Source organism: Brachybacterium sp. 107 (assembly GCF_052379725.1).
GTDB lineage: Bacteria > Actinomycetota > Actinomycetes > Actinomycetales > Dermabacteraceae > Brachybacterium.
In genome coordinates, this window is the sequence record NZ_JBQSYW010000016.1 from 20,007 (window position 1) to 44,406 (window position 24,400).

Sequence of the window (24,400 nt, forward strand, 5' to 3'; positions counted from 1 at the left end):
TCACCCCTTCACGGCGCCGGCGGTGGAGCCGCCGACGATGTAGCGCTGGAGGAACTGGTACAGGATGATCACCGGGATCATGATCATCACGGACCCGGCGGCGAAGACGCCCAGGTTGTTCGACCGGTCCCCCTGGAGCAGGCCGTACAGGCCCACCGCGAGCGTCTTCTTGTCGTCGGCGGTCAGGAAGATCGAGCCGAGCAGGAACTCGCTGAGCACACCCACCAGGGCGAGCAGCACGGTGGTGGCGAGGATCGGGGTGAGCGTGGGCAGCAGGATCTTCGTGAAGACCTGCCAGTGGCTGCAGCCGTCGATGATCGCGGCCTCGTCGAGCTCCTTGGGCACGGTGTCGAAGAAACCCTTGATCAGCCAGACCTGTCCCAGCGAGCCGCCGAGGAGCACCACGATGTAGCCCGGAAGGGAGTTCAGCCCCAGGACAGGGACGATCTGCCCGAGGTCCGAGATCATCGTGTACACGGCGATCATCGCGAGGATGGCCGGGAACATCATCACCAGCAGCAGGGACAGCAGACCGATCCGACGGCCCGCGAAGCGGAAGCGGCTGAACACATAGGCCGCGAGCGTGGACAGGAACACCTGGGTCACGGCGACCACGCCGCACACGACGAGGGTGTTGAGGTACCACTGCAGGAACGGGCCGCGGGATCCGCTGATCAGCGCCTCGTAGTGGACCAGGCTGAACGCCTTGGGCAGCAGCCCCGAGGAGGACACGGTCCCCAGCGGGTTCAGCGAGGCGGAGACCACGAACAGGATCGGGAAGACGGCGAAGGCCATGGCCGCGAGGCCGATCAGATGGCGCCAGCCGATCTCGGCCATCCATCGGCGTGGGGACATCCGGCGCGGGACGGCGACAGAGGTGCCGGGCGCGACGGGGAGGCGGGGTGTGGTGGAGGTGCTCATCGCAGGTCCCCTCTCAGTTGACGTCTTCGAGGACGTTGGTGAACCGGAACTGGATCGCCGCGAGCACGCCGGTGAGCGCGAACAGGGCGACGGAGACCGCCGAGGCGAAGCCGAAGTCGGCCCCGGATCCGCCGAAGGCGATGCGGTAGATCATCGAGATCAGGATGTCGGTCCCGCCACGGGTGTACTCACCCGGGAGGAACGGCCCGCCCTCGGTGAGCAGCTGGATGGCGTTGAAGTTGTTGAAGTTGAAGGCGAAGGACGCCACCAGCAGCGGGGCCACCGCGACCATGAGCAGCGGGGTCACCACCTTCAGCGTGGTCTGCAGCCGGCTGGCGCCGTCCATGCGGGCGGCCTCGGTGACGTCGTTCGGGATCGCCTGCAGGGCACCGGTGGAGACGATGAACATGTAGGGGAAGCCCATCCACAGGTTCGTCAGCAGCACGGCGGCCTTGGCGAGGGTGGGGTCGCCCATCCAGTCCAGGTGCAGTCCCAGCGTCTCGTTGATCAGGCCGAAGTCGCGGTTGTAGAAGTTCGACCACACCAGCAGGGAGATGAATCCGGGGACCGCGTAGGGCATCAGCAGCACGGAGCGGTAGAGGCGGCGTCCGCGCATCCGCTCGTCGTTGAGCACCAGGGCGAGGGCGAAGCCCACCACGAAGGTCAGCAGCACCGACCCGAGGGCGAAGATCAGGGTCCACACGAAGGCGGCGCCGAACTGCTTCGCGATGCCGGCATTGGTGAACAGTCGCTCGTAGTTGCTCCCCCCGACGTTCTGCAGCCAGGACTGGCTGAAGGCACGCTTGCCGTCCGCATCGACGAAGTACTCGGAGTCCCCGACCTTCCCGACGGTGAACTCCTCATCGGTCTGGGAGTTGGTGAGGGTGTCGGTGGACTCGTCGTAGCTGAGCACCGTGGTGCCCTCGAAGGCCTGGTTCGCGCCCTGGACGCGCACCGCGGAGGTGTCCGAGATGGGGACGGCGAGGGCCTGCAGCGCGTCGTAGGCGGTGTTCACCTCGCGCGCGTCGAGAATCGTGTAGCCCGCGGCCTCGGTGACGAAGCCGGAGGTCACGGTGACCTCGTCGGCGGGGACCTCCTGCACCGGCGCGGTCTCGTCGCCCCGATAGATCGTGCCGGTCTCGGGGTCCACGAGGAAGAGGGTGAAGGGGCCCTCGACGGGGTCTCCCTGGGTGGCGACGGCCAGGTTGTACCAGGTGGAGTCCTCGGTCTGCTGCACGGAGTTCGCGACGATCGAGTCGACCGCCTGCTCCTTCGAGCCGCGCGTGCCGTCGCCGAAGTTCGTGAAGGAGTACCCGATCGTGAGGATGATCGGGGTGATCAGGAAGACCACGAGGAAGAAGGTCCCCGGGAAGAGGTACTTGCCGGGCACGAAGCGCTTCGTCGAGTACAGGACGAAGATCGCGATCGCGGCCAGGATCATGACGCTCAGCCACATCCACTGCTTCAGCTCGATCATGAGCGGCACGGTGAAGGCGGCCACGGCGAGCACGGCACCGAGGAACAGCACACGCACCACGATCGCGGGGATCGTGGTGGTGCGCTCTCGATGCGCAGGCGCGTGGGTGGAGGACATGGCGACGCTGCCTTTCGGGGATCAGGGCGAGGGAGAGGGACCGAGCAGAGACCGAACAGGGGCCGGACAGGGGCCGGACAGGGTCGGGTAGGGCAGGAACCGAACAGGGTTCGGGCAGGGCAGGGCAGGGCAGGGCAGGGCAGGTCGGGGGCGGGGTGCGGCGCGTGTGCGCCGACCCCGCCCACGGCGTCGGGATCAGCCGCTGATCTGGCTGGTGATCTCCTCGCCGGCGGAGACCATCGTGGACTCCGGGTCGGCGCCGCCGACGATGTTCGCCTGTGCCTGGCCCAGCGGCTGCCAGATGGCGGCCATCTCCGGGATGGCGGGCATCGGATCGCCCTGGGCGGCGAGCTCCGCGATCTTCACGATCTCGGGGAAATCCGTGGCGAGCTTCTTCTGCAGCTCGAGGTTCACCGGCGGCAGCTCGTTCTTGGGGAACATCTGCTCGACGATGTCCGGCGAGGACGCCACGGCGGTCGCGAACTGCTGCGCGAAGGCCGGGTTCTTGCCGCCGGCGGCGACGTAGAAGGCGTTGACGCCGGCGAAGGGGACCGCCGGATCCAGGCCCTCGAAGCCGGGGACCGCGCTCATCGAGTAGTCGATCTCCGCGGTGCGGATGTCCTCGAGCGCCCAGGGCCCGGAGACCAGGTATGCCGCCTTGCCGTCGGTGAACAGGGAGATCGCGTTGTCGCCGGTGATGGAGGTGGACAGCACGCCGCTCTCGCCGAGCTCCTTGATCTTCTCGCCGGCGGTGATCGAGCCCTCCTGGCCCACGCCGACGTCGGTGGGGTCGAGGTTGCCCTCGGAGTCCTTGCCGAAGAGGTAGCCGCCGGCAGAGGTGTAGAAGGCCTCCATGTGGTAGGCGTCGCCCTGCTCGCCCACGGGGAGCGCGAGCACGTTGTCGGCGCCGCCGGCCGTGGCCGCCTCGACCATCTCCTCGACGGTCTTCGGCTCGGGCACATCGGTCAGGGCCTTGTTGGCGAACAGCACCAGGGTCTCCACCGCGTACGGCACGCCGTAGGTCTGGCCGTCGTAGGTCACGGCCTCGATCCCAATGGGGGCGATGTCCTCGGTCGCGCTGCCCGGCAGCTGCACGGGGGAGATGGAGCCGTTCTGCACCAGGTTCCCGATCCAGTCATGGGCCGCGAGGATCATGTCGGGGCCATTGCCCGCCTGGTTCGCGGTGACGAAGTTGCCCTGGAGGTCGTCGGCGACGATCTGCACCGCGACGGTGAGGTCGTTGGCCTTGCCCCACGTGGCGGCGGGCTCCTCGAGGGAGACGGCCTTCTCCTCGTCGGTCCAGATCACGAGGTCGGCGTCGGCCCGAGCCGGGGCCGCACCCGCCTCGGCGCCGCCGGCATCCGAGGCGCCGCCCGCGTCACTCGCATCGCCGCCGGTCTCGTCCCCGCCGCCGCAGGCGGCGAGCAGGGTGGTGCCGGCGGCGACGCCGCTGAGGGCGAGGAAACTCTGTCGACGGATCTGCACGTCTTCTCCTTTGAATCGTGGAGCGACCGGCTCTCGGTGGCGGTGCTCGATGGAGTCACAGTAGGACGGGACGCCCGCCGTATGCAAGAATATGCAAGAACTTGCAGGTATCGATTCGGCTACGGCCGAGGGTGGTCGCTCCGCTCGCCCTCCGGCTGTCGGGTGCTCGGCCCGCTCACTGTCTGGAAGGATGCGTGCCATGACACGACTCATCGACATCGCCCGGAGCGCCGGGGTCAGCGAGGCGACGGTCTCCCGCGTGCTCAACGGCAAAGCCGGCGTCAACGAGGCCACACGCGGAACGGTCCTGGAGGCCGCGCGGCAGCTGGGTCGTGAGCTGGGCCCGCGTGCGCTCTCGTCGGGCCCCCTGGTCGGCGTGCTCGTCCCGGACCTCGACAACCAGGTGTTCTCCGCCTGGGTGGAGCGGCTCGAGGCCGAGCTGTTCGAGCGCGGGGCGTCGGCTCTGGTGGGCCTGCGGGCCCGCACCGTGGAACGGGAGCGCGAGATCTTGCAGCGCTTCTTGCACAGCGGTGTGGACGCGATCATCGTCGTCTCCGGGCACCATGCGCAGCAGCGTGGTCCGATCGAGCACTACCGCGAGATCACGGCGGCCGGCACTCCGCTCGTGCTCATCAACGGGGTGCGGGACGATCTCGATGCCGCGTTCCTCTCGACGGACGACGAGCACGCGATGCGGCTGACCCTCACCCATCTGCAGGATCTCGGGCATCGGCGCATCGGCCTCGCCATGGGCGATGAGCACACCTGGCCGGTGCGCTCCAAGCTCGGCGTCTTCGAGGAGGTCGCCGCCTCCTCGCTCGAGGGGGAGTGGCCGGTCTCCTTCACCGACTTCTCCTACGCCGGCGGGTACGAGGCGGCGCGAGACCTCATCGCCCATGACGTCACCGCGATCGTCTGCGGGTCCGACGTGATGGCCGCCGGGGCGCTCGAGGGCGTGCGCTCGCACGGGCTGTCCGTCCCGGAGGACATCTCCGTGGTCGGCTACGACGACGTCTTCTGGGCGGGGCTCACCGATCCGCCCCTGACCACGGTGCGCCAGGCGGTGAACTCCATCGCCCGCGCCGCGGTGCGCGCCGCGCTCGGCGGCGGCGAGGACTCCCGTCGGCCCGCACGGACCGAGGTCGTCGTGCGGCCCCAGCTGATCGTGCGCGGCTCCACCGCGGCCGCGCCGGAGGGCTCTGCGGGCTGAGGGCGCACAGGCCGCTAGCATGGTGGGGTGAACGATGAGACCCTCGCCCCCAGCAGCTATGACACCTCCCAGCGCCGCAGCGATGCGCTCTGGTCCAGGATCGAGACGGATCCCTCGGGTCTGCGCATGCTCACCGGCGACCGTCCCACCGGGGCCCTGCACATCGGCCATTACTTCGGCTCCCTGCGCAACCGCGTGCGGCTGCAGGACGCCGGTGTCGAGAGCTGGGTGCTGGTCGCCGACTACCAGGTGATCACCGATCGCGACGTCGTGGGTGACATCAAGGGCTCCGTGCGCGAGCTGCTGACCGACTACCTCGCCGTGGGCCTGGACCCGGAGCGCTCGACCTTCTTCGCGCACTCCGCCGTGCCGGCCCTGAACCAGCTGATGCTGCCGTTCCTGTCGCTGGTCACCCAGCCGGAGCTCGAGCGCAACCCCACCGTGAAGGCGGAGCTCGCCGCGGCCGGGAAGTCCGCCATGGGCGGCCTGCTGCTGACCTACCCCGTCCACCAGGCCGCGGACATCCTGTTCTGCGGCGGCAACGTGGTGCCCGTGGGCCGGGACCAGCTGCCCCACATCGAGCAGACCCGCGTCATCGCCCGCCGCTTCAACGAGCGCTATGCCGGCGGAGAGCAGGTCTTCACCGAGCCCGGTGCCCTGCTCTCCGAGTCGCCCACGATCCTGGGCCTGGACGGCGAGCACAAGATGAGCAAGTCCCGCGGGAACACGGTGATGCTGCGGATGGACGAGGCCGAGACCGTCAAGAAGATCAAGAAGGCCAAGACGGATTCCGAGCGCGTGATCACCTACGATCCCGAGAACCGCCCGGAGGTCGCGAACCTGCTGACCATCGCCTCGCAGTGTGCGGGGCGCACCCCGGAGGAGATTGCCGAGGAGATCGGCGACAAGGGCTCCGGCACCCTCAAGATCATGACCGCCGACCTGCTCAACGAGCACCTCGAGCCGATCCGAGCCCGTCGCCGTGAGCTCGAGCAGGACCCCGAGCACCTCTTCTCCGTGCTCCGCGCGGGCAACGAGCGGGCCAACGAGGTCGCCGAGAAGACCCTCGCCCGCGTGCGCGAGGTCATGGGGATGGTGTACTGAGCGCCTGACCGGCAGACCAGAACCGGTTCAGTTCCAGCTGGGGCACCTCTGCGCCGGCTCGTGCAGATCACGAACTGCCTCTCGAACTGCTCAGAACCGGCTCGAGCTGCCCGCGCCGGAGAAGCCGCCCGAGCTCGCCGAGTAGCCCGATGTGCTCCCGCTCGAGCTCGACGGATTCCGGTGGGCCTCCAGATCGGTGTCGGCCTCGTCGTGCCAGGTGCGGTACCACAGCAGCGGGCTGAGGTGCCAGAAGGTCCCTGGGCCGTCGGGGGAGCCGGAGGCCGCCGCATCCAGCGCATGGCGGCGTCCGCGCACCGAGCGGTAGCCCTGGTCCTCGTGCTCCAGGTCGGCGTCCCACGAGGCGTCCCGCATCACCTCGGCCTCGTCGTCGTCGGCGGCGAGATGCGAGATCCGCAGGCGCTGCAGCGCGGCGACCGCCGCGGACAGCTCCGTGGTGAGGGTGTCCAGGCGCTGCAGGGCGCTGTCGGGAGCGATCTGGTCCGCCTCGAGCTGCGTGGTCAGCGTCTGCATCTCCTGGGCGACGTCCCCGCCCATCTCGCGGAGGTCCGCCGCGGCGGCGGCCTCCTCGGGGGAGACGTCCTCCCCGTCCTCCAGCGCGGAGTCGATCGAGTCGATCGAGTCCTGCAGCGGGGCCAGCTCGCGCTCCCAGGCGGCATGCCAGTCGCCGAGGCGGTGGAGCAGATCGTTCGTGCCGATGATGTCGTCATCGATGTCGTCGAGGTAGGTCACGACCTGCTCGAAGTCCCGGGCCAGTGTGCGCTCCGGACCCTTCAGCCCCCATGCCCAGCGGCGTTCCTGCGGCGTCGGGAGCTGCGTGCACAGCTGCGTCGCCTCCTCGATCTTCTCGCGGTAGGTCTCGTGGTCGGCGAGCGCCGCCTGCGCGTAGACGGACTCGGTGGGCAGCGTGCGCGCCGCGGCGTCGGTCAGGCGACGCTTGGACAGGACGTCGTCCAGGCGGGGGAGGGATTCGTCGACGCGTCGCCGCGCCGCGCGGCGCAGGCCGACGAGCGACAGGGCGGTGACGGCGGCGCCGCCGAGGGCGACGAGGCCGACCACGAGCGTCGCGGGATGCTGCCACCAGGGGCGGTCGAGCAGATCTGCGTACTCCTCGACGCCTGCCTGGAGGGAGCCCTCCCAGTCGCCGTCGGCCGCGTCATCACGCATCGCCTCCTGCACGGCCTCGAAGCCGTCCTCGTCGAGCTTCACGTCCTCCCCGGCGTAGGTGCCCACGAACCGGTTCTCGGGGTCGAGGGCGATGATCACCGTGCCATCGGCCCAGTGGTCGCCGTCCGGGGCGAGCAGCTCGGGGGCGGCGTCCTTCGCGTGGGCGAGCACGGCATCGTTCAGCGCCGTGTCCTGGGACTCCTCGAGACCGTAGTCCGTGATGTCGAGGACCAGCACCGCGAGATCCACCTGGCGGCGGAAGTCGACGTCGGCGAGCCGGCTCTCGAGGATCTCGGGATCGACGTGGCCCGTGGTGTCCGTGTCGGTGGCGGAGACCGAGCGCGGGGTCTCGGCCATTGCCGGGGCGGGGAGCATCACGAGCAGAGACAGCAGCGACACCAGTGCGGCGAGGGCGAGAGCGGCGAGCGGGGTCGGCGCGGACTGCGAGCGAGCTGGCGGGACGGCGACGGGGTCGGCGGTCGAGAAGGGCATGGGGCGAGACTAGAGGGGGCATGCGCGCGAGCTCGTCGACGTTGGTCGATGCGCGCGTGTCGGAACGGTGGGACCCTGGAGGAGTTCGAGCCGGCAACGTGCCGGCGACGGCCCGGAGGACTCCGGGAGTCCGCCGATGGTGGGCGTCCCCGCACGGCGCCGCCCTGCACGGTTATGATCAATCCAAGCGCACCTTTGGGTCATGTTGTGAGTGACCCGTCCATCGAGGAGGAACACATGGATGTCTACGAGAACGTCTCCGAACTGATCGGCGGCACGCCGCTGGTGAAGCTCAATCACCTGGGTGAGGACGTGAAGGCCACCGTGCTGGCCAAGCTCGAGTTCTACAACCCCGCCAACTCCGTCAAGGACCGCATCGGCGCAGCCATGATCGACGCCGCCGAGAAGTCCGGCGAGCTGCAGGCCGGCGGCACCATCGTCGAGGCCACGAGCGGAAACACCGGCATCGCGCTGGCGATGGTGGGCAGCTCCCGCGGCTACAAGGTCATCCTCACGATGCCCGAGTCCATGTCCAAGGAGCGGCGCATGCTGCTGCGCGCCTTCGGCGCCGAGCTGGTGCTCACCGAGGCGGCCAAGGGCATGCAGGGTGCCGTGGACAAGGCCCAGGAGATCGCCGCCGAGAACGGCGCGGTCCAGGTCAAGCAGTTCGACAACCCCGCCAACCTCGAGGTGCACCGTCGCACCACCGCCGAGGAGATCTGGAAGGACACCGACGGCTCGGTCGACGCGCTGGTCGCCGGCATCGGCACCGGTGGCACGATCTCCGGTGTGGGCCAGGTCCTCAAGGAGCGCAAGGGCGAGGTGAAGGTCTTCGCGGTCGAGCCGCAGGAGTCCGCGATCCTCAACGGCGGCGCCCCCGGCCCCCACAAGATCCAGGGCCTCGGCGCGAACTTCGTGCCCAGCGTGCTGGACCGCGAGGTCTACGACGAGGTCGTCGACATCGACGCCGGGACGTCGATGGAGCGTGCCCGCAACGTGGCCCGCACCGAGGGTCTCCTGGTCGGCATCTCCTCCGGCGCCGCGATCGAGGCCGCCGCCCGCATCGGTGCCCGCGAGGAGTTCGCCGGGAAGACCATCGTGGTCATCGTCCCGGACTTCGGCGAGCGCTACCTCTCCACCCCGCTGTTCGCCGAGTACGCGGATTGAGCACCTCGGGACGCCGCCGGGCGAGTCCGCGGCAGGACCCGTCGCAGGGTTCGTCGTCGGGCTCGTCACGGGGCCTGCGGCCGCTGACGCGGGGCCTCACGGACCGTGTGATGAGCGCCGTCGGGACCGTCCGGGAGGACGTCGCGGCGGCGCGCCGTCGTGACCCCGCAGCGACCGACGACCTCTCGCTCGTGCTGACCTCCCCGGGGCTGCATGCGATCTGGACCTATCGGGTGACCAATCGGCTCTGGGAGCGGGGAGCGCGGTTGCCCGCGCGGATCATCTCGCAGGGCGCCCGGTCGATCACCGGGGTCGAGATCCATCCCGGCGCGACCATCGGCCGCCGCTTCTTCATCGACCACGGCATGGGCGTCGTCATCGGCGAGACCTCCGAGGTCGGCGATGACGTGATGCTCTATCACGGGGTCACGCTCGGAGGGCGCTCCATGGAGCGCACCAAGCGCCATCCCACGGTCGAGGACGGCGTGACGATCGGGGCCGGTGCCCGCGTGATCGGACCCGTCGTGATCGGGCAGGGCGCACAGATCGGGGCCAATGCCGTCGTCGTGCGGGACGTCCCGGACGGTGCCACCGCGGTCGGGGTCCCGGCGAAGGTGCGCACCGGCGCCGCCCACCCCGAGCACCAGGTGGATCCCGCGATCTGGATCTGAGCTGTCCGCCGGATCAGAACGGGTCGAGGAACGAGCTCCGACCGATCTGGTTCAGCGTGCGCTCCCAGTCCGGGAGCACCTCGTGGGCGTCCTCGGCGATGATGTGGTCGAAGACCGCCCGCAGGGACGGGTCCGGCGGCGGATCGATGTCGATGAGCACGGTCGTGGCCCCGTGGGCCTTCGCCATCGGGGCGAGCCGGGCGGCGGGGAAGACCACGCCGCTGGTCCCGACGGCCACGAACAGGTCGGCTCGCCGTGCCAGCCGCACCGCGAGCTCGAGCGCGTCCGCGGGCAGGTTCTCGTCGAACAGCACGACATCGGGCCGCGTCGGCTCCCCGCAGTCCGGGCAGGCCGACGGGACCCCGTGATCCTCCGCGCGGCTTCCGGCACCGGGATCCACCACGGCCCGCCACCGGCACTGCGGATCCAGGCACACGGCCCGCAGGGCGCTCCCGTGCAGCTCGGCGACGACCTCGCTGCCGGCGGCCTGGTGGAGACCGTCGATGTTCTGGGTGATCACCGGGGCGCCGAGGCGTGCGATCGCCCGGTGCCCCGGCGTCGGCCCGTGGTCCAGGGCGATCCGGGCCATGCGCCCCCAGACCGACCACAGCATCGGCAGCGAGCCGGGCAGCAGCTCGGCATGCATCGCCTGCTCCGTCTCCGGCTCCATGGCCCACAGCCCGTCCGGGCCGCGGAAGGTGCCCAGCCCGGTGCGGGCGCTGAGCCCGGAGCCGGTGAGGAACACGATCTCCCCATGCTCCTCACCGGGGCAGAAGCGGGCGCGCCCGCCCGCCGTCACCACTCCTCGTGCTCGCGCGAGTCCCAGGCGGCCTCCTCGCCGAGGTCCAGCGTCGCGAGCAGCTCCCGGTCGGCGTCGTCGAGCGCGACGTGGTCCAGGGAGGCGTTGTCGAGCTGGCGCTGCGGATCGCCGGACTTGGGGATCACGACGATGCCCTGGTCGATGGTCCAGCGCAGGGTCACCTGGCTGGTGGTGGCGCCGTGCTTGTCGGCCACCTTCCGCAGCGCGTACTGGGCGCTCAGCCCGTCGCGGCCACCGAGCGGCCCCCACGCCTCGGTGACGATCCCGTGCTCGCGATGGAAGGCGACCGCGTCGTGGCGCTGCAGGGCGGGGGAGAGCTGGATCTGGTTGACCTCGGGACACACCCCGGTGGCGTCGACGAGCTCCTGGATCTGCTCGGGTCGGAAGTTCGAGACGCCGATGTGCAGAGCCTTCCCCTCCTCCTTGAGGTCGATCAGGGTGCGCCAGGTGTCCAGCGCGAGGCCGCGAGAGGGGTTGGGCCAGTGGATCAGCACGAGCGCGGCACGCTCGAGGCCGAGCCGGCGCAGGGACTCCAGGCAGCCGGTGCGAGCCGCGTCGCGCCCCTGGTCGTCACCGGCGATCTTCGTGGTCACCAGGACCTCGTCGACGTCGACGCCGCTGCGGCGCACCGCCTCGCCGACGGCGGTCTCGTTGCCGTACTGGGCGGCGGTGTCCAGCAGCCGGTAGCCGGCGCGGATCGCGGTCGCGATGGCCTCGGCACCGTCGGGGCCCTTCAGACCTCCGGTCCCGAAACCGATCAGCGGGAAGGCCGTGCCGTCGGCGAGCGACGTGCTGGGAAGGGAGAGCGTGGTCATGGAGACCTCCTGCAGGAGCGGAAGCGGACACCACCAGCGTAGTCATCGTCGGCCCGGAGCGGGCCGGAGGGGGGGGTGGGAGGTCTGTTAGCGTGCATCCACCTGACGTCTCGACGAGGAGAGTCCGCATGACCGATACGCCTCCCCGGCATCACGGAGTCCACGATGAGATCTCCCCGCTGCGGCGGGTGATCGTCCACCGGCCGGGACCCGAGCTGGAACGGCTCACCCCGGACAGCAGGGAGGACCTCCTCTTCGACGAGGTGCTCTGGCGCGACCGGGCGGAGGCGCAGCACACCGAGTTCACCACCCTGCTCGCCGACGAGGGCGTGGAGGTGCTCGAGCTGACCGGGCTGCTGACCGACCTGCTCGAGGAGTCCGAGGTCCGCGCCACTCTGCTGGACCGGGCGCTGGATCCCGCAGCGCTGGGCGACATCGCCGCGCAGGACCTCCGCGAGGCGATCGCCGACCTCCCCGCGACCCAGCTGGTCGACGTGATGATCGCCGGGATCACCGTCTCCGAGCTCCGCGGGCTCGGGGTCGGGCCCCGGTCGATCTCCCTGCAGCACGTGCCGGGGGAGCATCTTGTGCTCGATCCTCTGCCCAACCATCTCTTCACCCGCGATTCCTCCGCCTGGATCGGTGACGTCGTCTCGGTCAGCCCGATGCGGCGATCGGCCCGACGGCGCGAGAGCCTGCACCTCGAGGCGATCTATCGCTACCACCCCGCGTTCGCCGGGGCCGCAGCGCCGCGTCGGATCCTGGGGCCGGGTGCGGGCGGCGCGGCCACCGTCGAGGGCGGGGACGTGATGCTGCTGTCCCCGCGCGTGCTCGCCGTGGGGCTGTCCGAGCGCACCACCGCCGTGGGCGTCGAGCGTCTTGCGGCGGATCTGCTCGAGGACGGCACCGTGGACACCGTGATCGCGATCGCGCTCCCGCACCAGCGGTCGATGATGCACCTGGACACCGTGACCACCGTCGTCGACCAGGAGTCGATGCTGAGATACGGGCCGTTGGGGACGCTCGAGACCTTCGAGATCCAGCGGCACGGCGACCGCCTCGTGTCGCGGGCGCGCGCGGCCGGCGAGATGGACGAGGTGCTCGCGCGCGGGCTCGGCGTCGAGTCGCTGCGCGTGCTGAGCGCGCCCCTGGACGCCTATGCGGCGGCGCGCGAGCAATGGGATGACGGGTGCAATGTGCTGGCGATCGCGCCGGGGAAGGTCATTGCCTACGAACGTGCCGCCGCGACCAACGACTACCTGCGGGACCAGGGCATCGAGGTGCTCGAGTTCACCGGGGACGAGCTGGGTCGGGGCCGGGGCGGGCCACGATGCATGAGCTGTCCCGTCGCCCGCGGCTGACAGGATGGCCTGTCGGCCGCTCAGCGCCGGGTGGGCGGTGGCGGATCGGCCTCGGTCTGCAGGCTCAGCGCCTGCTCCGGCAGAGGGTCCCGGAGGGAGCGCTCGAGCAGCAGCTGCTGCGAGCCGAACTCCTCGAGCCCCTTGCGCACGGTGAAGCCGAGCTTGCGCAGCAGGGCGACGCTGCGCTTGTTCCGGGTCTGGCTGATCGCGATCACATGATCGTCCTCGAGCGCATGGCGCGCCCAGGAGAGCAGAGCGATGCAGGACTCCGCGGCGTATCCCTGCCCGGTCCACTCCGGGAGCAGGGCGTAGGAGAGCTCGAGCTCCCCGCGGTCGTAGTCCAGGGTGATCGACCCGATCATCGTGTCGTCCTCATGACGGATCAGGGCCCAGCGGCCCCACGTCAGGCCCAACGGCGAGAGCTCCAGCGCCTGCCGTGACGCATAGTCCACGGCGCCCCCGAGATACTCCCTGGTCACAGGATCGGTGAGCAGACGGATCACCGCTTCGCGGTCGCCGTCGCCCGGCGGGCGGATCATCAGCCGTGGGCTGGGGATCCGGACCGGCCATTCGCTCGTGCCTTCCTTCGTCACGGGTCCACCGTACAAGGTCCGGGTGCTGCCTCCCGCCGTGTTCCGTCCTGTTGCACAGGGTTTCCACACATCTGTCTGCGGGTGCCTGCCCGCGGGTGCCACGAGGCGTCGGGCGCAACGGTATGGTGACTTCTGCGGCACGCCGAGGTGACGCACCCTGTCGGCTCACGAGCACGTGCCGTGTGACGCAGCCGGGCGGTGATCCCGCCCCGTGACGAGAAGGAGCATGATGGTCGAGCAGGCTCTGCGCAGCACCGCGCTGGAGACGGTCCACGAGTCGCTCGGAGCGACGTTCACCGATTTCGCGGGCTGGCGCATGCCGGTCCGCTACGACTCCGATCTCGCCGAGCACGCGGCGGTCCGGGAGCGGGCGGGGCTCTTCGATCTCAGCCACATGGGCGAGATCCATCTGCGCGGCCCGCAGGCGGCCGACGCCCTCGACCATGCGCTCGCCGGGAAGCTGTCGGCGATGTCCGTCGGGCGCGCGAAGTACTCGCTGCTGCTGACGCAGGACGGCGGCGTGATCGACGACGTCATCACCTACCGCCTGGCCGAGGACCACTTCATCGTGGTCGCCAACGCCTCCAACGCGGAGGTCGACGCCCAGGAGCTCACGGAGCGCGCCGCCGGCTTCGACACGGTGGTCGACGACGCCTCGGACCGCACCGCCCTGATCGCCGTGCAGGGCCCGGCCAGCGAGGAGATCCTGCTGCGCGCCCTGACCACCGGTGACAGCGGCGTCGAGGGCATCGGCGCCGAGGATCTCCGGGAGATGAAGAACTACCGCTTCGCCGAGGGCACCTACCACGGGGAGCAGCTGCTGATCGCCCGCACCGGGTACACCGGGGAGGACGGCTTCGAGCTGTACGTCCCCGACGAGCTGGCCGCAACCCTGTGGGAGCAGTTGACCGTCGCCGGCGGCGAGGACCTCACCCCGTGCGGCCTCGCCTGCCGCGACACCCTGCGCCTCGAGGCCGGGATGCCGCTGTACGGCCACGAGCTCGGCCGGGATCTGTACCCCGCCCAATCGGGCATGGCACGGGTCGTGGCCCTGAAGTCCAAGGGCGATTTCGTCGGCCGCGAAGGCGTCGAGGCGGCGGACCTGTCCGATCGCCCCGTGCTGGTGGGCCTGGTCGCCGAGGGCCGACGAGCCGCCCGCGCCGACGCGAAGGTGCGCGACACCGAGGGGCGCGAGGTCGGGGCCATCACCTCCGGGGTGCTCTCGCCGACCCTCGGCCACCCCATCGCCATGGCCTTCGTGCGCCCGACCGTGACCGAGGTGGGCACTGAGCTGATCGCTGATGTGCGCGGCAAGGACCTCCCGGTGCGGGTCGTCGCCCTGCCGTTCTACTCCCGCGCCTGACACCACAGCATTCCCGTTCGCCAGCTTGACCGTTCGATCCCCGTTTTCTCTCCCGGAAGGACCACTCTCATGACCGCAGAACTCCTCTACAGCAAGGACCACGAGTGGGTCCGCGTCGAGTCCGACGGCGTGGCCGTCGTCGGCGTGACCGACTACGCGGCCGAGCAGCTCGGTGACGTCGTCTACGTCGATCTGCCGGAGGCCGGCGCCGACATCTCTGCCGGCACCGAGATGGGCGAGATCGAGTCCACCAAGTCCGTCTCGGACCTGTTCTCCCCGATCGACGGCACCGTCACCGAGGTCAACCAGGCCGTGGTCGATGCCCCGGAGCTCGTGAACTCCTCGCCGTTCGACGAGGGCTGGCTGGTCAAGGTCAGCTTCGCCGCACTGCCCGAGGATCTGCTGAGCGCCGAGGACTACACGGCCTTCACCCAGTCCTGACCGACCGGGAGGCGGCCGCATCGTGTGCGCGGTCGCCCCGGCCGTCGGGCCCACGCACCCACCGAGAACCGCGACACCCCAGGGGCACCTCTTCATGACCGCTTCGTCCGTGCATGCGCACGACTCCTTCGTCCGCCGCCATGTCGGCACCGATCCCGATGCGCAGCGTCGCATGCTCGAGGTCCTCGGCTACGAGACCTTGGACGAGATGCTGACCGCCGCCGTGCCCAGCACGATCCTGCTGGACCCGGAAGGGCAGGACGCAGCCTCCGCGGTGCCGTCGGGGATCACCGAGACCGCTGCGCTGGCCGAGCTGCAGGCCCTCGCCGATCGCAACACGGTGCGGCGCTCCCTGATCGGCCTGGGCTACCACGGCACCCACACGCCCGCGGTGATCCAGCGCAACGTGCTGGAGAACCCGGCCTGGTACACCGCCTACACGCCGTACCAGCCGGAGATCTCCCAGGGCCGGCTCGAGGCGCTGCTGACCTTCCAGACGATGATCTGCGACCTCACCGGGATGGACGTCTCCAACGCCTCGACCCTGGACGAGGCCAGCTCCGCGGCCGAGGCGCTCATGCTCGCCCGCCGCACCGCCAAGCGCAACGGGAACGTGTTCCTGGTGGACGCCGACGCGCTGCCGGCCACGAAGGCTGTGCTGCGCGGTCGCGCCGACGGGCTCGGCATCGAGCTGCGCGAGGTGGACTTCGCCCGCGACGGCGCCCCCGAGGGAGACTACTTCGGAGCCTTCATCCAGTATCCCGGGGCCTCCGGCCGCATCTGGGATCCCCGGGACGTCATCGCCGAGGTGAAGTCCACCAAGGCCGTCGCGATCGTCTCCGCCGATCTGCTGGCGCTGACGATGCTCGCCTCGCCGGGCTCCCTCGGGGCCGACGTCACCGTGGGCAGCTCCCAGCGCTTCGGCATCCCGCTCGGCTTCGGCGGCCCCCACGCGGGCTTCGTCGCCGTGCGCAAGGGCCTCGAGCGCCAGCTGCCCGGTCGGCTCGTGGGGGTCTCCGTCGACGCCGAGGGCAACCCCGCCTACCGGCTCTCGCTGCAGACCCGCGAGCAGCACATCCGCCGCGAGAAGGCCACCAGCTCGATCACCACCGCCCAGGTGCTGCTCGCCGTGATGGCTGCCATGTACGCCGTCTACCACGGCCCCGAGGGGCTCACCCGGATCGGTCGCCAGGTCGCCGATCGCACCGCGACCCTCGCCGCCCATCTCGTGGCCAGCGGCTTCGAGCTCGTCGGGGACTCCTTCTTCGACACCCTCGAGGTGCGCGCGACAGGACAGGCCCAGGACATCGTCGCGGCCGCGGGGGAGGCAGGCTTCCTGGTCCATGCCGTGGGCGACGACCTCGTGCACCTCTCCCTGGACGAGACCATCACGTCGGCCGACCTGCAGGCGATCGCCGCGGTGTTCGCGCCCTACGCCCAGAACCCCGGCCAGGAGCTGGCCGAGACCGCCTCGGGCGGAGCCTGGGGAGGGCTGGCGCGCGAGGACGCCTTCCTCCAGCACCCGGTGTTCTCCTCCTTCCGGTCCGAGACCGCGATGATGCGCTACCTGCGCCGGCTCGCGGACCGCGACTTCGCCCTGGACCGCGGCATGATCCCGCTGGGCTCGTGCACCATGAAGCTCAACTCCGCGACCGAGATGGCCGGGGTCACCTGGGCGGGCTTCAACGCGATCCACCCCTTCGCCCCGCGCGAGGACGTCGAGGGCTATCTCGAGCTCATCACCCAGCTGGAGACCTGGCTGACCGACCTCACCGGCTACGACACCGTGTCCCTGCAGCCCAACGCCGGCTCGCAGGGCGAGTTCGCCGGACTGCTCGCGATCCGCGCCTATCACGCCTCCCGCGGCGAGAGCGGCCGCGAGGTGTGCCTGGTGCCGAGCTCCGCGCACGGCACCAACGCCGCCAGCGCCGTCAACGCCGGCCTGCGCGTGGTGGTCGTCGCCTCGGACTCCCGCGGCAACATCGACCTCGATGACCTCAAGCAGAAGATCAAGGACCACGGCGACGAGCTCGCCGCGATCATGATCACCTACCCCTCCACGCACGGCGTGTACGAGGAGGAGGTGCGCACGGTCTGCGAGCTGGTGCACGACGCCGGCGGGCAGGTCTACGTCGACGGGGCGAACCTCAACGCCCTGCTGCAGGTCGCCCGGCCCGGCGAGTTCGGCGGCGACGTCTCCCACCTGAACCTGCACAAGACCTTCTGCATCCCCCACGGCGGCGGCGGTCCGGGCGTGGGACCGGTCGCGGCTCGCGCCCACCTGGCACCGTTCCTGCCCGGCCACCCGGCCATGCAGAAGCCGGAGCACCCCGTGGCCGGCCACGGGGATCAGGTCCACGGCGGCGCCCCGGTCTCGCAGGCTCCGTACGGCTCCCCGTCGATCCTGCCGATCACCTGGACCTACATCCGCCTCATGGGGCCCGACGGGCTGCGCCATGCGACCGCCTCCGCGGTGCTCGCGGCCAACTACATGGCTCGCCGCCTCTCGGAGTCCTACGAGATCCTGTACACCGGCGAGAACGGGCTGGTCGCCCACGAGTGCATCGTGGACCTGCGCCCCTTCACCGCGCGCACCGGGATCACCGTGGACGACGTCGCCAAGCGGCTCGTCGACTACGGCTTCCACGCCCCGACCATGTCCTTCCCGGTCGCCGGGACGTTCATGGTGGAGCCGACGGAATCCGAGGACCTCGCCGAGATCGACCGCTTCGTCGACGCGATGCTGATGATCGCGAAGGAGGGCGAGGAGGTGCTGGCCGGCACGTGGTCCGCCGAGGACAACCCGCTGGTGAACGCCCCGCACACCGCGGCGTCCATCGCCACGGGGGAGTGGACCCATCCCTACTCCCGCGAGGTCGCCGTCTACCCCGGCAGCTGGACCGCCCCGGAGGACCTCTCCACCCATGACAGCGCACAGATGCGGATCCAGTCCAAGTACTGGCCCCCGGTGCGCCGTATCGACCAGGCCTTCGGCGATCGCAATCTGGTGCCGACCTGGCCCCGTGGCGACGAGTGAGCTGCTGATCGCCCGCGCCGCTCGATGAACGGCTGTGACGCCCCGGTTTCTGACCGGGGCGTCCTGTCTTCTACTCTCGTGGCCATGACCGAGATCCTCACGACCCATGCCGGTTCCCTACCCCGCAGCCCCGAGCTGCTCGAGGCCAACGCCGCCCGCCCCGTCGGCGCGGACGGGCTGACCCCCGAGCCGACCGACGAGTTCCGTGAGGTGCTGCGCCAGGCGGTCGTCGACGTCGTCGCCAAGCAGCGCTCGATCGGCATCTCGATCCCCAACGACGGGGAGTACGGGCACCTGATGGGTTCGGCCGTGAACTACGGCTCCTGGTGGTCCTACATCTTCGACCGGGTCAGCGGCCTGGAGCTGACCGGCAGCGATCATTTCTCCAGCGAGCCCGTGCGCTCGAGCCCCGGGGACGTGCGCCTGACGACCTTCCCGGACCGACGCGACTGGACGATCTTCGCCGACGCCTACCAGGACCCCACCTCCGGCATCACCGTCGGCGCCCAGACCACGTTCCCCGCCGCGACCGGCCCGGTCTCGTTCTCCGACGTCGGCCGCGAGCTGGTCGCGCAGGACACGACGAACATCCAGGCGGCGCTGCAGGCGGCAGGTTACGAGCACGGCTTCCTCAACTCCCTCTCCCCGGGCTCCGGCAGCCGTATCAACGATGACCACTACGGGGACGAGGACGCCTTCCTGGACGCGTGGGTCGAGGTGATGCGCCCCGAGTACGAGGCGATCGCCGCCGCCGGGCTCACCGTGCAGATCGACGACCCCTCGATCGCCGAGAACTGGGACCAGATCAACCCCGAGCCGTCGGTCGAGGACTACCTCGTCTTCACCCGCAAGCGGGTCGACGCCGTGAACCGTGCGCTGGTGAACGTGCCTACGGAGCAGACCCGCTTCCATCTGTGCTGGGGCTCCTGGCACGGTCCGCACACCACGGACATCGAGTTCCGGCACATCGCCCCGCTGCTGCTGGAGATCGACGCGAAGCACTACAGCTTCGAGGCCGCCAACGTGCGCCACGAGCACGAGTGGACCGTGTGGCAGGACCTCGAGCTCCCCGCGGACAAGGTGCTCGTGCCCGGGATCGTCTCCCACGCCACCAACGTCGTCGAGCACCCCGAGCTGGTCGCGCAGCGCCTGGAGCGCTTCGCGAAGCTCGTCGGCCCCGAGCGGGTCATCGGCTCCACCGACTGCGGACTCGGCGGGCGCATCCACCCGCAGATCGCCTGGGCGAAGCTCGAGTCGCTCGCCCAGGGCGCGGAGATCGCCTCCCGCCGCCTCTGACACGTGATCCGTGCCCTGGGAGACAGGGCTGCGTCCGGCGTGCGACGTTCGGCGTTCGGGGTGCGGCATCCGGGGTGCAGTCCGAGGCCGGGGCGGGATGCTCTGTCGTCTGTTCATGTGGACGTCGCGCAGAGGCCACGCGCCCGTGGGGCGGATTCTGCTCGGGCGGAGGAGCATCGAGCTCGTGAGGATCCTTGTCGTGACCGAGTCCTTCCTGCCGCACATGAACGGTGTCACCAATTCGGTGCTCCGCGTCGTCGATCATTTCGCCTCTGTCGGCGATGATCTCGGGATCATCGCCCCGAAGTGGCCAGGGGTCGACAGATTCCTCCGCACCGCCGGTGGGCGGAGGATCCGGGTGCGCCGCGTCGCGTCGGCGCCGCTGCCCGGCTACTCCGCGGTGCGGATCGCCGCCACCAGCGCCGCGTCCCTGCGCCGACGCATCGAGGACTTCCAGCCCGACGTCATCCACCTCGCCTCACCCACGATCCTGGGCGGTCGCGCCGTGGTCGCCGCGCAGAGAGCCGGGGTGCCGACGGTCGCCGTCTACCAGACGGACATCCCGGGCTACACCGCCCGCTACGGGATGCCGTTCCTCGAGAACGCCTCCTGGCAGCTGCTCAAGGACGTCCACAACCGCGCCACGCTCACGCTGGCGCCCTCCACCGCGACCCGGGACCAGCTGGTCGAGCACGGGATCGACCGGGTGCACCTGTGGAGGCGCGGCGTGGACACCTCCCAGTTCTCGCCCACCATGCGCAGCGACTCGCTGCGGCAGAAGTACGCGAGGCCGGGGGAGAAGCTCGTGGTGTACGTGGGCCGCCTCGCGCCCGAGAAGCAGGTCGGGGACCTGAAGGTCATCCACGACATGCCCGGGGTGCGGCTGCTGATCGTCGGCGACGGCCCGGACCGGGACACCCTGCGCCGGGACATGCCCCGCGCCGCGTTCGCCGGCTTCCGCACCGGCACCGATCTCGCCGCCCACCTCGCGAGCGCCGACCTGTTCATCCACCCGGGGGAGCTGGAGACCTTCGGACAGACCATCCAGGAGGCCATGGCATCGGGGCTGCCCGTGATCGCGCCCCGTCGCGGCGGGCCGGTGGATCTCATCGCGCCCAGCCGCACCGGGTGGCTCTACACCCCGGGCATGCTCGACGAGCTGCGCGAGCACGCCGGCGATCTGCTCTTCGACGACGCCAAGCGCCTGGCCTTCGGGCGAGCGGCCCTGGACTCGGTGCATCAGCGCACCTGGCCCGTGCTCGCCGAGCAGCTGCGCGGCCACTACCTCGCCGCGATCGAGCAGCACCAGCAGCACCAGCAGCTCCGGCAGCTCCGGCCGCCGGCGCGGACCCGGCGCTGAACCTGCGCTGACCCGGCACTGACCCCATACCCGCACCGATGACCCTGTCCCCGTCACATTCGGCCACATAAGTCGCCCGGGACAACGTCCCCGCGATGAACTGTGCATGTCGCCGACCCGGCGGCTCGGATCTCCGCGGAAAGGACTACATCATGGCGCAGCGCACCACCCGCCGCCCGCTCATCGGCGTGACCGCAGGGACCCGGGCCATGATGTCCGGCGCCTGGGCGGGCCATGACGCCGTGGTGGTCACCGAGCACTACGTGCGTGCCCTCCGCGAGGCCGGGGCCCGACCCGTGATCATCGCCCCGCAGGATGCGTGGAGCGACGAGGAGATCGCCGAGCTCGACGGCCTCGTGCTCACCGGCGGCACCGACCTCGACCCCGCCGCCTGGGGCGAGGACGCGCTGGCCACCGATATGACGCCCGATCCGGAGCGCGACGCCTTCGAGACCGCCCTGTACCGTGCGGCCCGCCGCGCGGACGTCCCCGTCCTGGGCATCTGCCGCGGCCTGCAGATCATCGTCATCGCCGAGGGCGGCGAGCTGCACCGGCATCTGCCCCTCGACGTCCCGGCCCATCCCGTCACCGGGGAGCAGCCCACCCGGGTCGAGGTGGGCATCGACGCCGCCAGCGACCTGGCAGTGGCCCTGGGCACCCGCGCGGAGGTCACCGCCTTCCACCACCAGGGTGTGCGTGATGTCGCCGGGGACCTCCGGATCGTGGCCCGCCACGACAGCGGGCTCCCGCTCGCGGTCGAGGCCGCGTCCGGATCCAGCGTCCTCGCCGTGCAGTGGCACCCCGAGATCGACGGGACGGACGGCGCCGCCATCTTCGAGAGCCTGCTCACGGCGATCGAGCATCGCGCCGCGTCGGCACCGGAGCCTGCTCTGGTCTAAGATGGCCGTGACCGTACGCGCCTCCGGGCCGCGCGGAGCACACAGGTGACACGGAGGAAGAACCACCATGAACAACCAGCACGCCGCCGAGGCCGACGTCATGGCCGAGCAGGCAGAGCGTACCGAGAGCAACCAGACCTCGACGGGTAACAACCTGGTGCTCAGCATCGTGCTGTTCGTCGTGCTGTTCGTGCTGTTCGTCGCGGGCCTCTACGTGATGAGCCTGTTCACCACGGTCACCTTCGTGGTGGGCCTGGGCATGTGCCTGGTCGCCCTGTTCGGCACCTTCGACCTGGTGCCGCGCTTCCTCACCTGAGCCCAGCTCCTCGACGCATTCCTCGTGCCCGGCGCCTCATGGCGGCCGGGCACGAGTGTTCTGCGACCGGCCCGGCGGCGAGGACGCCGTCCGGCCGGTCGAGCCCAAGCCTGACGGAGCCGACGACCGGGGCGGATCCGGTGGGGGTCGGATCCGATGGGTGTCAGATCCGGTGGGTGCTGTCGAGCCGGACGATCGACTCCAGCGCCACGACGATCATGTCCTCGAAGGTCTCTTGGCGCTCCTGCGAGCTGGTCTCCTCGCCCGTCACGAGATGGTCGGAGACGGTGCAGACCGCGAGCGCCCGGCGGGAGAACTGCGCGGCGAGCGTATAGAGGGCGGCGGCTTCCATCTCCACGCCGAGCACGCCGTACTCCGCGAGCGTCGCGGTGATGGTGGGGTCGGGGTTGTCGAACTGGTCAGCGGAGTACAGCCCGCCGGCGACCACCGGCAGCAGCTTCTCCTCGGCGACGTCCGCCGCGATCCTCAGCAGCTCGAAATCGGCGGCCGGGGCGTAGGAGACCTGCCGGAACCGCGGCACGTTCATCGCGGAGTCCGTCGACGCGGCCGTCCCGAGGATCACGTCGCGCACCGAGACCTTCTCCGAGAGCCCGCCGCAGGTGCCCACCCGCACGATGGCCTGGACGTCGTAGTCGCTGAAGAGCTCCTGGGCGTAGATGGCCATCGAGGGCTGGCCCATGCCGGAGCCCTGGGCGGAGATGCGGACGCCGGCGTAGGTGCCGGTGTACCCGAGCATCCCGCGCACATCGTTGTACTGGACAGGATCCTCGAGGAAGGTCTCGGCGATCCAGCGGGCACGGTAGGGGTCACCGGGCATCAGGACGTAGGGGGCGATCTGGTCGGGCGAGGCACCGATATGTATCGACATGCCGCCAGCGTACGTGGGCTCCGGCCACGTAGTCGGCCGACGGTCCGACGCCGACCGGGTTGGCTTCTGGGGGAGACTCCCGGACAATGTCGACTCGTGAACGTTCACTCCTCGTCGCGCGCCGCGGCGTCCCCCTCCCTGCCCGTCGACGCCCGTCGGGCCCGATGGGCGGTCTCTCTGCTCTTCTTCCTCAACGGGGCGTCGTTCTGCGCGATCGTGCCCCGGTACCCGGAGCTCGTCGAGAGCATCGGGCTCACGAAGACGGCCTTCGGGCTCGCCGTCGGCATCGGTCCGATCGGCGGTCTGATCGCAGGGCTCGGGGCCGCAGCACTGATGTCCCGCTTCGGATCGGCGCGGGTGGCCGTCGTCGCCCAGATCATCGCCTCGACCACGCATCTGGCCGTCTACCTCTCCGGCTCGTGGCTCTGGCTCGCCGGCTCGTTGATGTTCGCCATGGCGGCCGATTCCATCACCGACATCTCCATGAACGCCCATGGCATGCGCGTCGAGCGACGCTACCGGCGCTCGATCATGAACAGCTATCACGGCTGGTGGTCGCTGGGCGCCGTCACCGGCGGGCTGCTGGGCGCGGCGAGCGCCCAGCTCGGGCTGCCGCTGTGGATGCAGGGACTGATCGGCCTTGTCGTCTTCGGCGTCCTGGCCGCGTCGTCGCTGCGCTTCATGCTCCCCGGGCACGACACCACCGAGCGCACCCCGGTCGCCGCCCCGTCGGCCGCCTCCGGCGCGGAGGTTCCCGCCGACGTCGCCCCGACGGGCTTCCGCATCGCGGGGATGAGCCTGCGGGCACTGGGGCTGGTGTGCGCCCTGGGCATGGTCCTGGTGTTCGCCGGGTCCACCGAGGACGCCGGCAGCACCTGGGGTGCGCTGTTCATGGACTCGACGTTCGCGGTCACCCCGTTCGTCGCCGGCATGGCCTTCGTGGCCCTCCAGGGCGCCCAGACCATCGGCCGTTTCACCGGTGACTACGTCGTGGACAGGCTGGGGGACCGCACCACCGCCCGGCTCGGGGCGCTGATCGCGGCTGTGGGCATGGCCTTCGCCCTGCTGGTGCCCAGTCCGATCACGGCGATGATCGGCTTCGCCGCCGCCGGCTGGGGAGTCGCCACCCTGTTCCCTGCGGCCTACCGCGCGGCCGACGACATGCCGGGAGTCCCGCACGGCGTCGGCATCACCGTCGTGGGCTGGTTCGCACGCCTGGGCTTCTTCGTGACCCCGCCGCTCGTCGGCGCCCTCGCCGACGCCCTGACCCTGCGCTACGCACTGTGGATGATGCCGCTGTATGCCCTGGGCATCCTGATCTTCTCCGGAGTGCTCAGCACGAGGTCCCGGACGACGGGGTCACCGAGCCCCACGGCCTGAG

At 70.4% G+C, this 24,400-nt stretch carries 21 protein-coding genes; 13 read left to right on the forward strand and 8 right to left on the reverse strand.

Annotated features, from left to right (window positions below; translation table 11 throughout):
* The 3 genes from ACT3UL_RS15045 to ACT3UL_RS15055 form a co-directional block, all read right to left on the reverse strand.
* Positions 1-921, reverse strand: coding sequence for a sugar ABC transporter permease (locus ACT3UL_RS15045; RefSeq protein WP_443343768.1), 921 nt, complete (start codon positions 919-921; stop codon positions 1-3).
* Positions 922-934: 13 nt separating this feature from the next.
* Positions 935-2,515 (reverse strand): ABC transporter permease subunit, encoded by a 1,581-nt coding sequence (locus ACT3UL_RS15050; protein ID WP_343921878.1) that lies wholly within the window; start codon positions 2,513-2,515, stop codon positions 935-937.
* Between the two features lie 195 nt (positions 2,516-2,710).
* Positions 2,711-4,000, reverse strand: coding sequence for a sugar ABC transporter substrate-binding protein (locus ACT3UL_RS15055; protein ID WP_444579115.1), 1,290 nt, complete (start codon positions 3,998-4,000; stop codon positions 2,711-2,713).
* A 199-nt stretch (positions 4,001-4,199) separates the two neighbouring features.
* Between ACT3UL_RS15055 and ACT3UL_RS15060 the strand changes: the two genes are divergently transcribed.
* A complete protein-coding gene (locus tag ACT3UL_RS15060) occupies positions 4,200-5,210 on the forward strand; it encodes a LacI family DNA-binding transcriptional regulator (protein ID WP_444579116.1) in 1,011 nt (336 codons plus the stop codon).
* 27 nt (positions 5,211-5,237) lie between these two features.
* Entirely contained in the window at positions 5,238-6,314 is a 1,077-nt protein-coding gene (trpS, locus tag ACT3UL_RS15065; protein ID WP_444579117.1) for a tryptophan--tRNA ligase, read from the forward strand.
* 90 nt (positions 6,315-6,404) lie between these two features.
* On the opposite strand, the gene ACT3UL_RS15070 is transcribed toward trpS, so the two are convergent.
* Positions 6,405-7,991: a DUF5129 domain-containing protein gene (locus ACT3UL_RS15070; RefSeq protein WP_444579118.1), complete on the reverse strand. Its 1,587-nt coding sequence runs from the start codon at positions 7,989-7,991 to the stop codon at positions 6,405-6,407.
* Between the two features lie 237 nt (positions 7,992-8,228).
* Here ACT3UL_RS15070 and cysK point away from each other — a divergent pair, with 237 nt between their 5' ends.
* Positions 8,229-9,158 (forward strand): cysteine synthase A, encoded by a 930-nt coding sequence (gene cysK, locus ACT3UL_RS15075; protein ID WP_444579120.1) that lies wholly within the window; start codon positions 8,229-8,231, stop codon positions 9,156-9,158.
* Between the two features lie 110 nt (positions 9,159-9,268).
* Positions 9,269-9,829, forward strand: coding sequence for a serine O-acetyltransferase EpsC (epsC, locus tag ACT3UL_RS15080; RefSeq protein ID WP_444579121.1), 561 nt, complete (start codon positions 9,269-9,271; stop codon positions 9,827-9,829).
* 13 nt (positions 9,830-9,842) lie between these two features.
* Here the strand turns inward: epsC and ACT3UL_RS15085 are convergent, their stop codons facing one another.
* Both ACT3UL_RS15085 and ACT3UL_RS15090 read right to left on the reverse strand, forming a co-directional pair.
* Positions 9,843-10,628, reverse strand: coding sequence for an SIR2 family NAD-dependent protein deacylase (locus tag ACT3UL_RS15085; RefSeq protein ID WP_444579122.1), 786 nt, complete (start codon positions 10,626-10,628; stop codon positions 9,843-9,845).
* A complete protein-coding gene (locus ACT3UL_RS15090) occupies positions 10,625-11,464 on the reverse strand; it encodes an aldo/keto reductase (RefSeq protein ID WP_444579123.1) in 840 nt (279 codons plus the stop codon). The genes ACT3UL_RS15085 and ACT3UL_RS15090 overlap by 4 nt, the downstream gene beginning before the upstream one ends.
* A 128-nt stretch (positions 11,465-11,592) precedes the next feature.
* Here ACT3UL_RS15090 and ACT3UL_RS15095 point away from each other — a divergent pair, with 128 nt between their 5' ends.
* Positions 11,593-12,825, forward strand: a complete 1,233-nt coding sequence (locus ACT3UL_RS15095) for an arginine deiminase (protein WP_444579124.1) — start codon at positions 11,593-11,595, stop codon at positions 12,823-12,825.
* 20 nt (positions 12,826-12,845) lie between these two features.
* Here the strand turns inward: ACT3UL_RS15095 and ACT3UL_RS15100 are convergent, their stop codons facing one another.
* Positions 12,846-13,418, reverse strand: coding sequence for a GNAT family N-acetyltransferase (locus ACT3UL_RS15100; protein WP_444579126.1), 573 nt, complete (start codon positions 13,416-13,418; stop codon positions 12,846-12,848).
* 229 nt (positions 13,419-13,647) lie between these two features.
* Here ACT3UL_RS15100 and gcvT point away from each other — a divergent pair, with 229 nt between their 5' ends.
* The 7 genes from gcvT (at position 13,648) to ACT3UL_RS15135 (ending at position 22,130) form a co-directional block, all read left to right on the forward strand.
* Entirely contained in the window at positions 13,648-14,781 is a 1,134-nt protein-coding gene (gene gcvT, locus ACT3UL_RS15105; protein ID WP_444579184.1) for a glycine cleavage system aminomethyltransferase GcvT, read from the forward strand.
* A gap of 69 nt (positions 14,782-14,850) precedes the next feature.
* Positions 14,851-15,222 carry a glycine cleavage system protein GcvH gene (gene gcvH / locus ACT3UL_RS15110; RefSeq protein ID WP_444579128.1) on the forward strand — a complete coding sequence of 124 codons (372 nt, stop codon included), beginning with the start codon at positions 14,851-14,853 and terminating at the stop codon, positions 15,220-15,222.
* Positions 15,223-15,316: 94 nt separating this feature from the next.
* On the forward strand, positions 15,317-18,259 hold the full coding sequence (gene gcvP / locus ACT3UL_RS15115; protein ID WP_444579129.1) for an aminomethyl-transferring glycine dehydrogenase: 2,943 nt from the start codon (positions 15,317-15,319) through the stop codon (positions 18,257-18,259).
* A gap of 84 nt (positions 18,260-18,343) precedes the next feature.
* Positions 18,344-19,555, forward strand: a complete 1,212-nt coding sequence (locus ACT3UL_RS15120; RefSeq protein WP_444579130.1) for a cobalamin-independent methionine synthase II family protein — start codon at positions 18,344-18,346, stop codon at positions 19,553-19,555.
* Between the two features lie 184 nt (positions 19,556-19,739).
* Complete coding sequence (locus tag ACT3UL_RS15125; RefSeq protein ID WP_444579131.1) at positions 19,740-20,915, forward strand: glycosyltransferase family 4 protein; 1,176 nt, start codon at positions 19,740-19,742, stop codon at positions 20,913-20,915.
* A gap of 152 nt (positions 20,916-21,067) precedes the next feature.
* Positions 21,068-21,814 carry a gamma-glutamyl-gamma-aminobutyrate hydrolase family protein gene (locus tag ACT3UL_RS15130; protein ID WP_444579132.1) on the forward strand — a complete coding sequence of 249 codons (747 nt, stop codon included), beginning with the start codon at positions 21,068-21,070 and terminating at the stop codon, positions 21,812-21,814.
* Between the two features lie 67 nt (positions 21,815-21,881).
* Positions 21,882-22,130, forward strand: coding sequence for a hypothetical protein (locus tag ACT3UL_RS15135; RefSeq protein WP_444579133.1), 249 nt, complete (start codon positions 21,882-21,884; stop codon positions 22,128-22,130).
* Positions 22,131-22,293: 163 nt separating this feature from the next.
* Here the strand turns inward: ACT3UL_RS15135 and deoD are convergent, their stop codons facing one another.
* On the reverse strand, positions 22,294-23,019 hold the full coding sequence (gene deoD, locus ACT3UL_RS15140; RefSeq protein WP_444579134.1) for a purine-nucleoside phosphorylase: 726 nt from the start codon (positions 23,017-23,019) through the stop codon (positions 22,294-22,296).
* Between the two features lie 96 nt (positions 23,020-23,115).
* On the opposite strand from deoD, the gene ACT3UL_RS15145 reads away from it, so the two are divergent.
* Entirely contained in the window at positions 23,116-24,399 is a 1,284-nt protein-coding gene (locus ACT3UL_RS15145; RefSeq protein WP_444579135.1) for an MFS transporter, read from the forward strand.
* The last annotated feature ends 1 nt before the right edge of the window (position 24,400 follow it).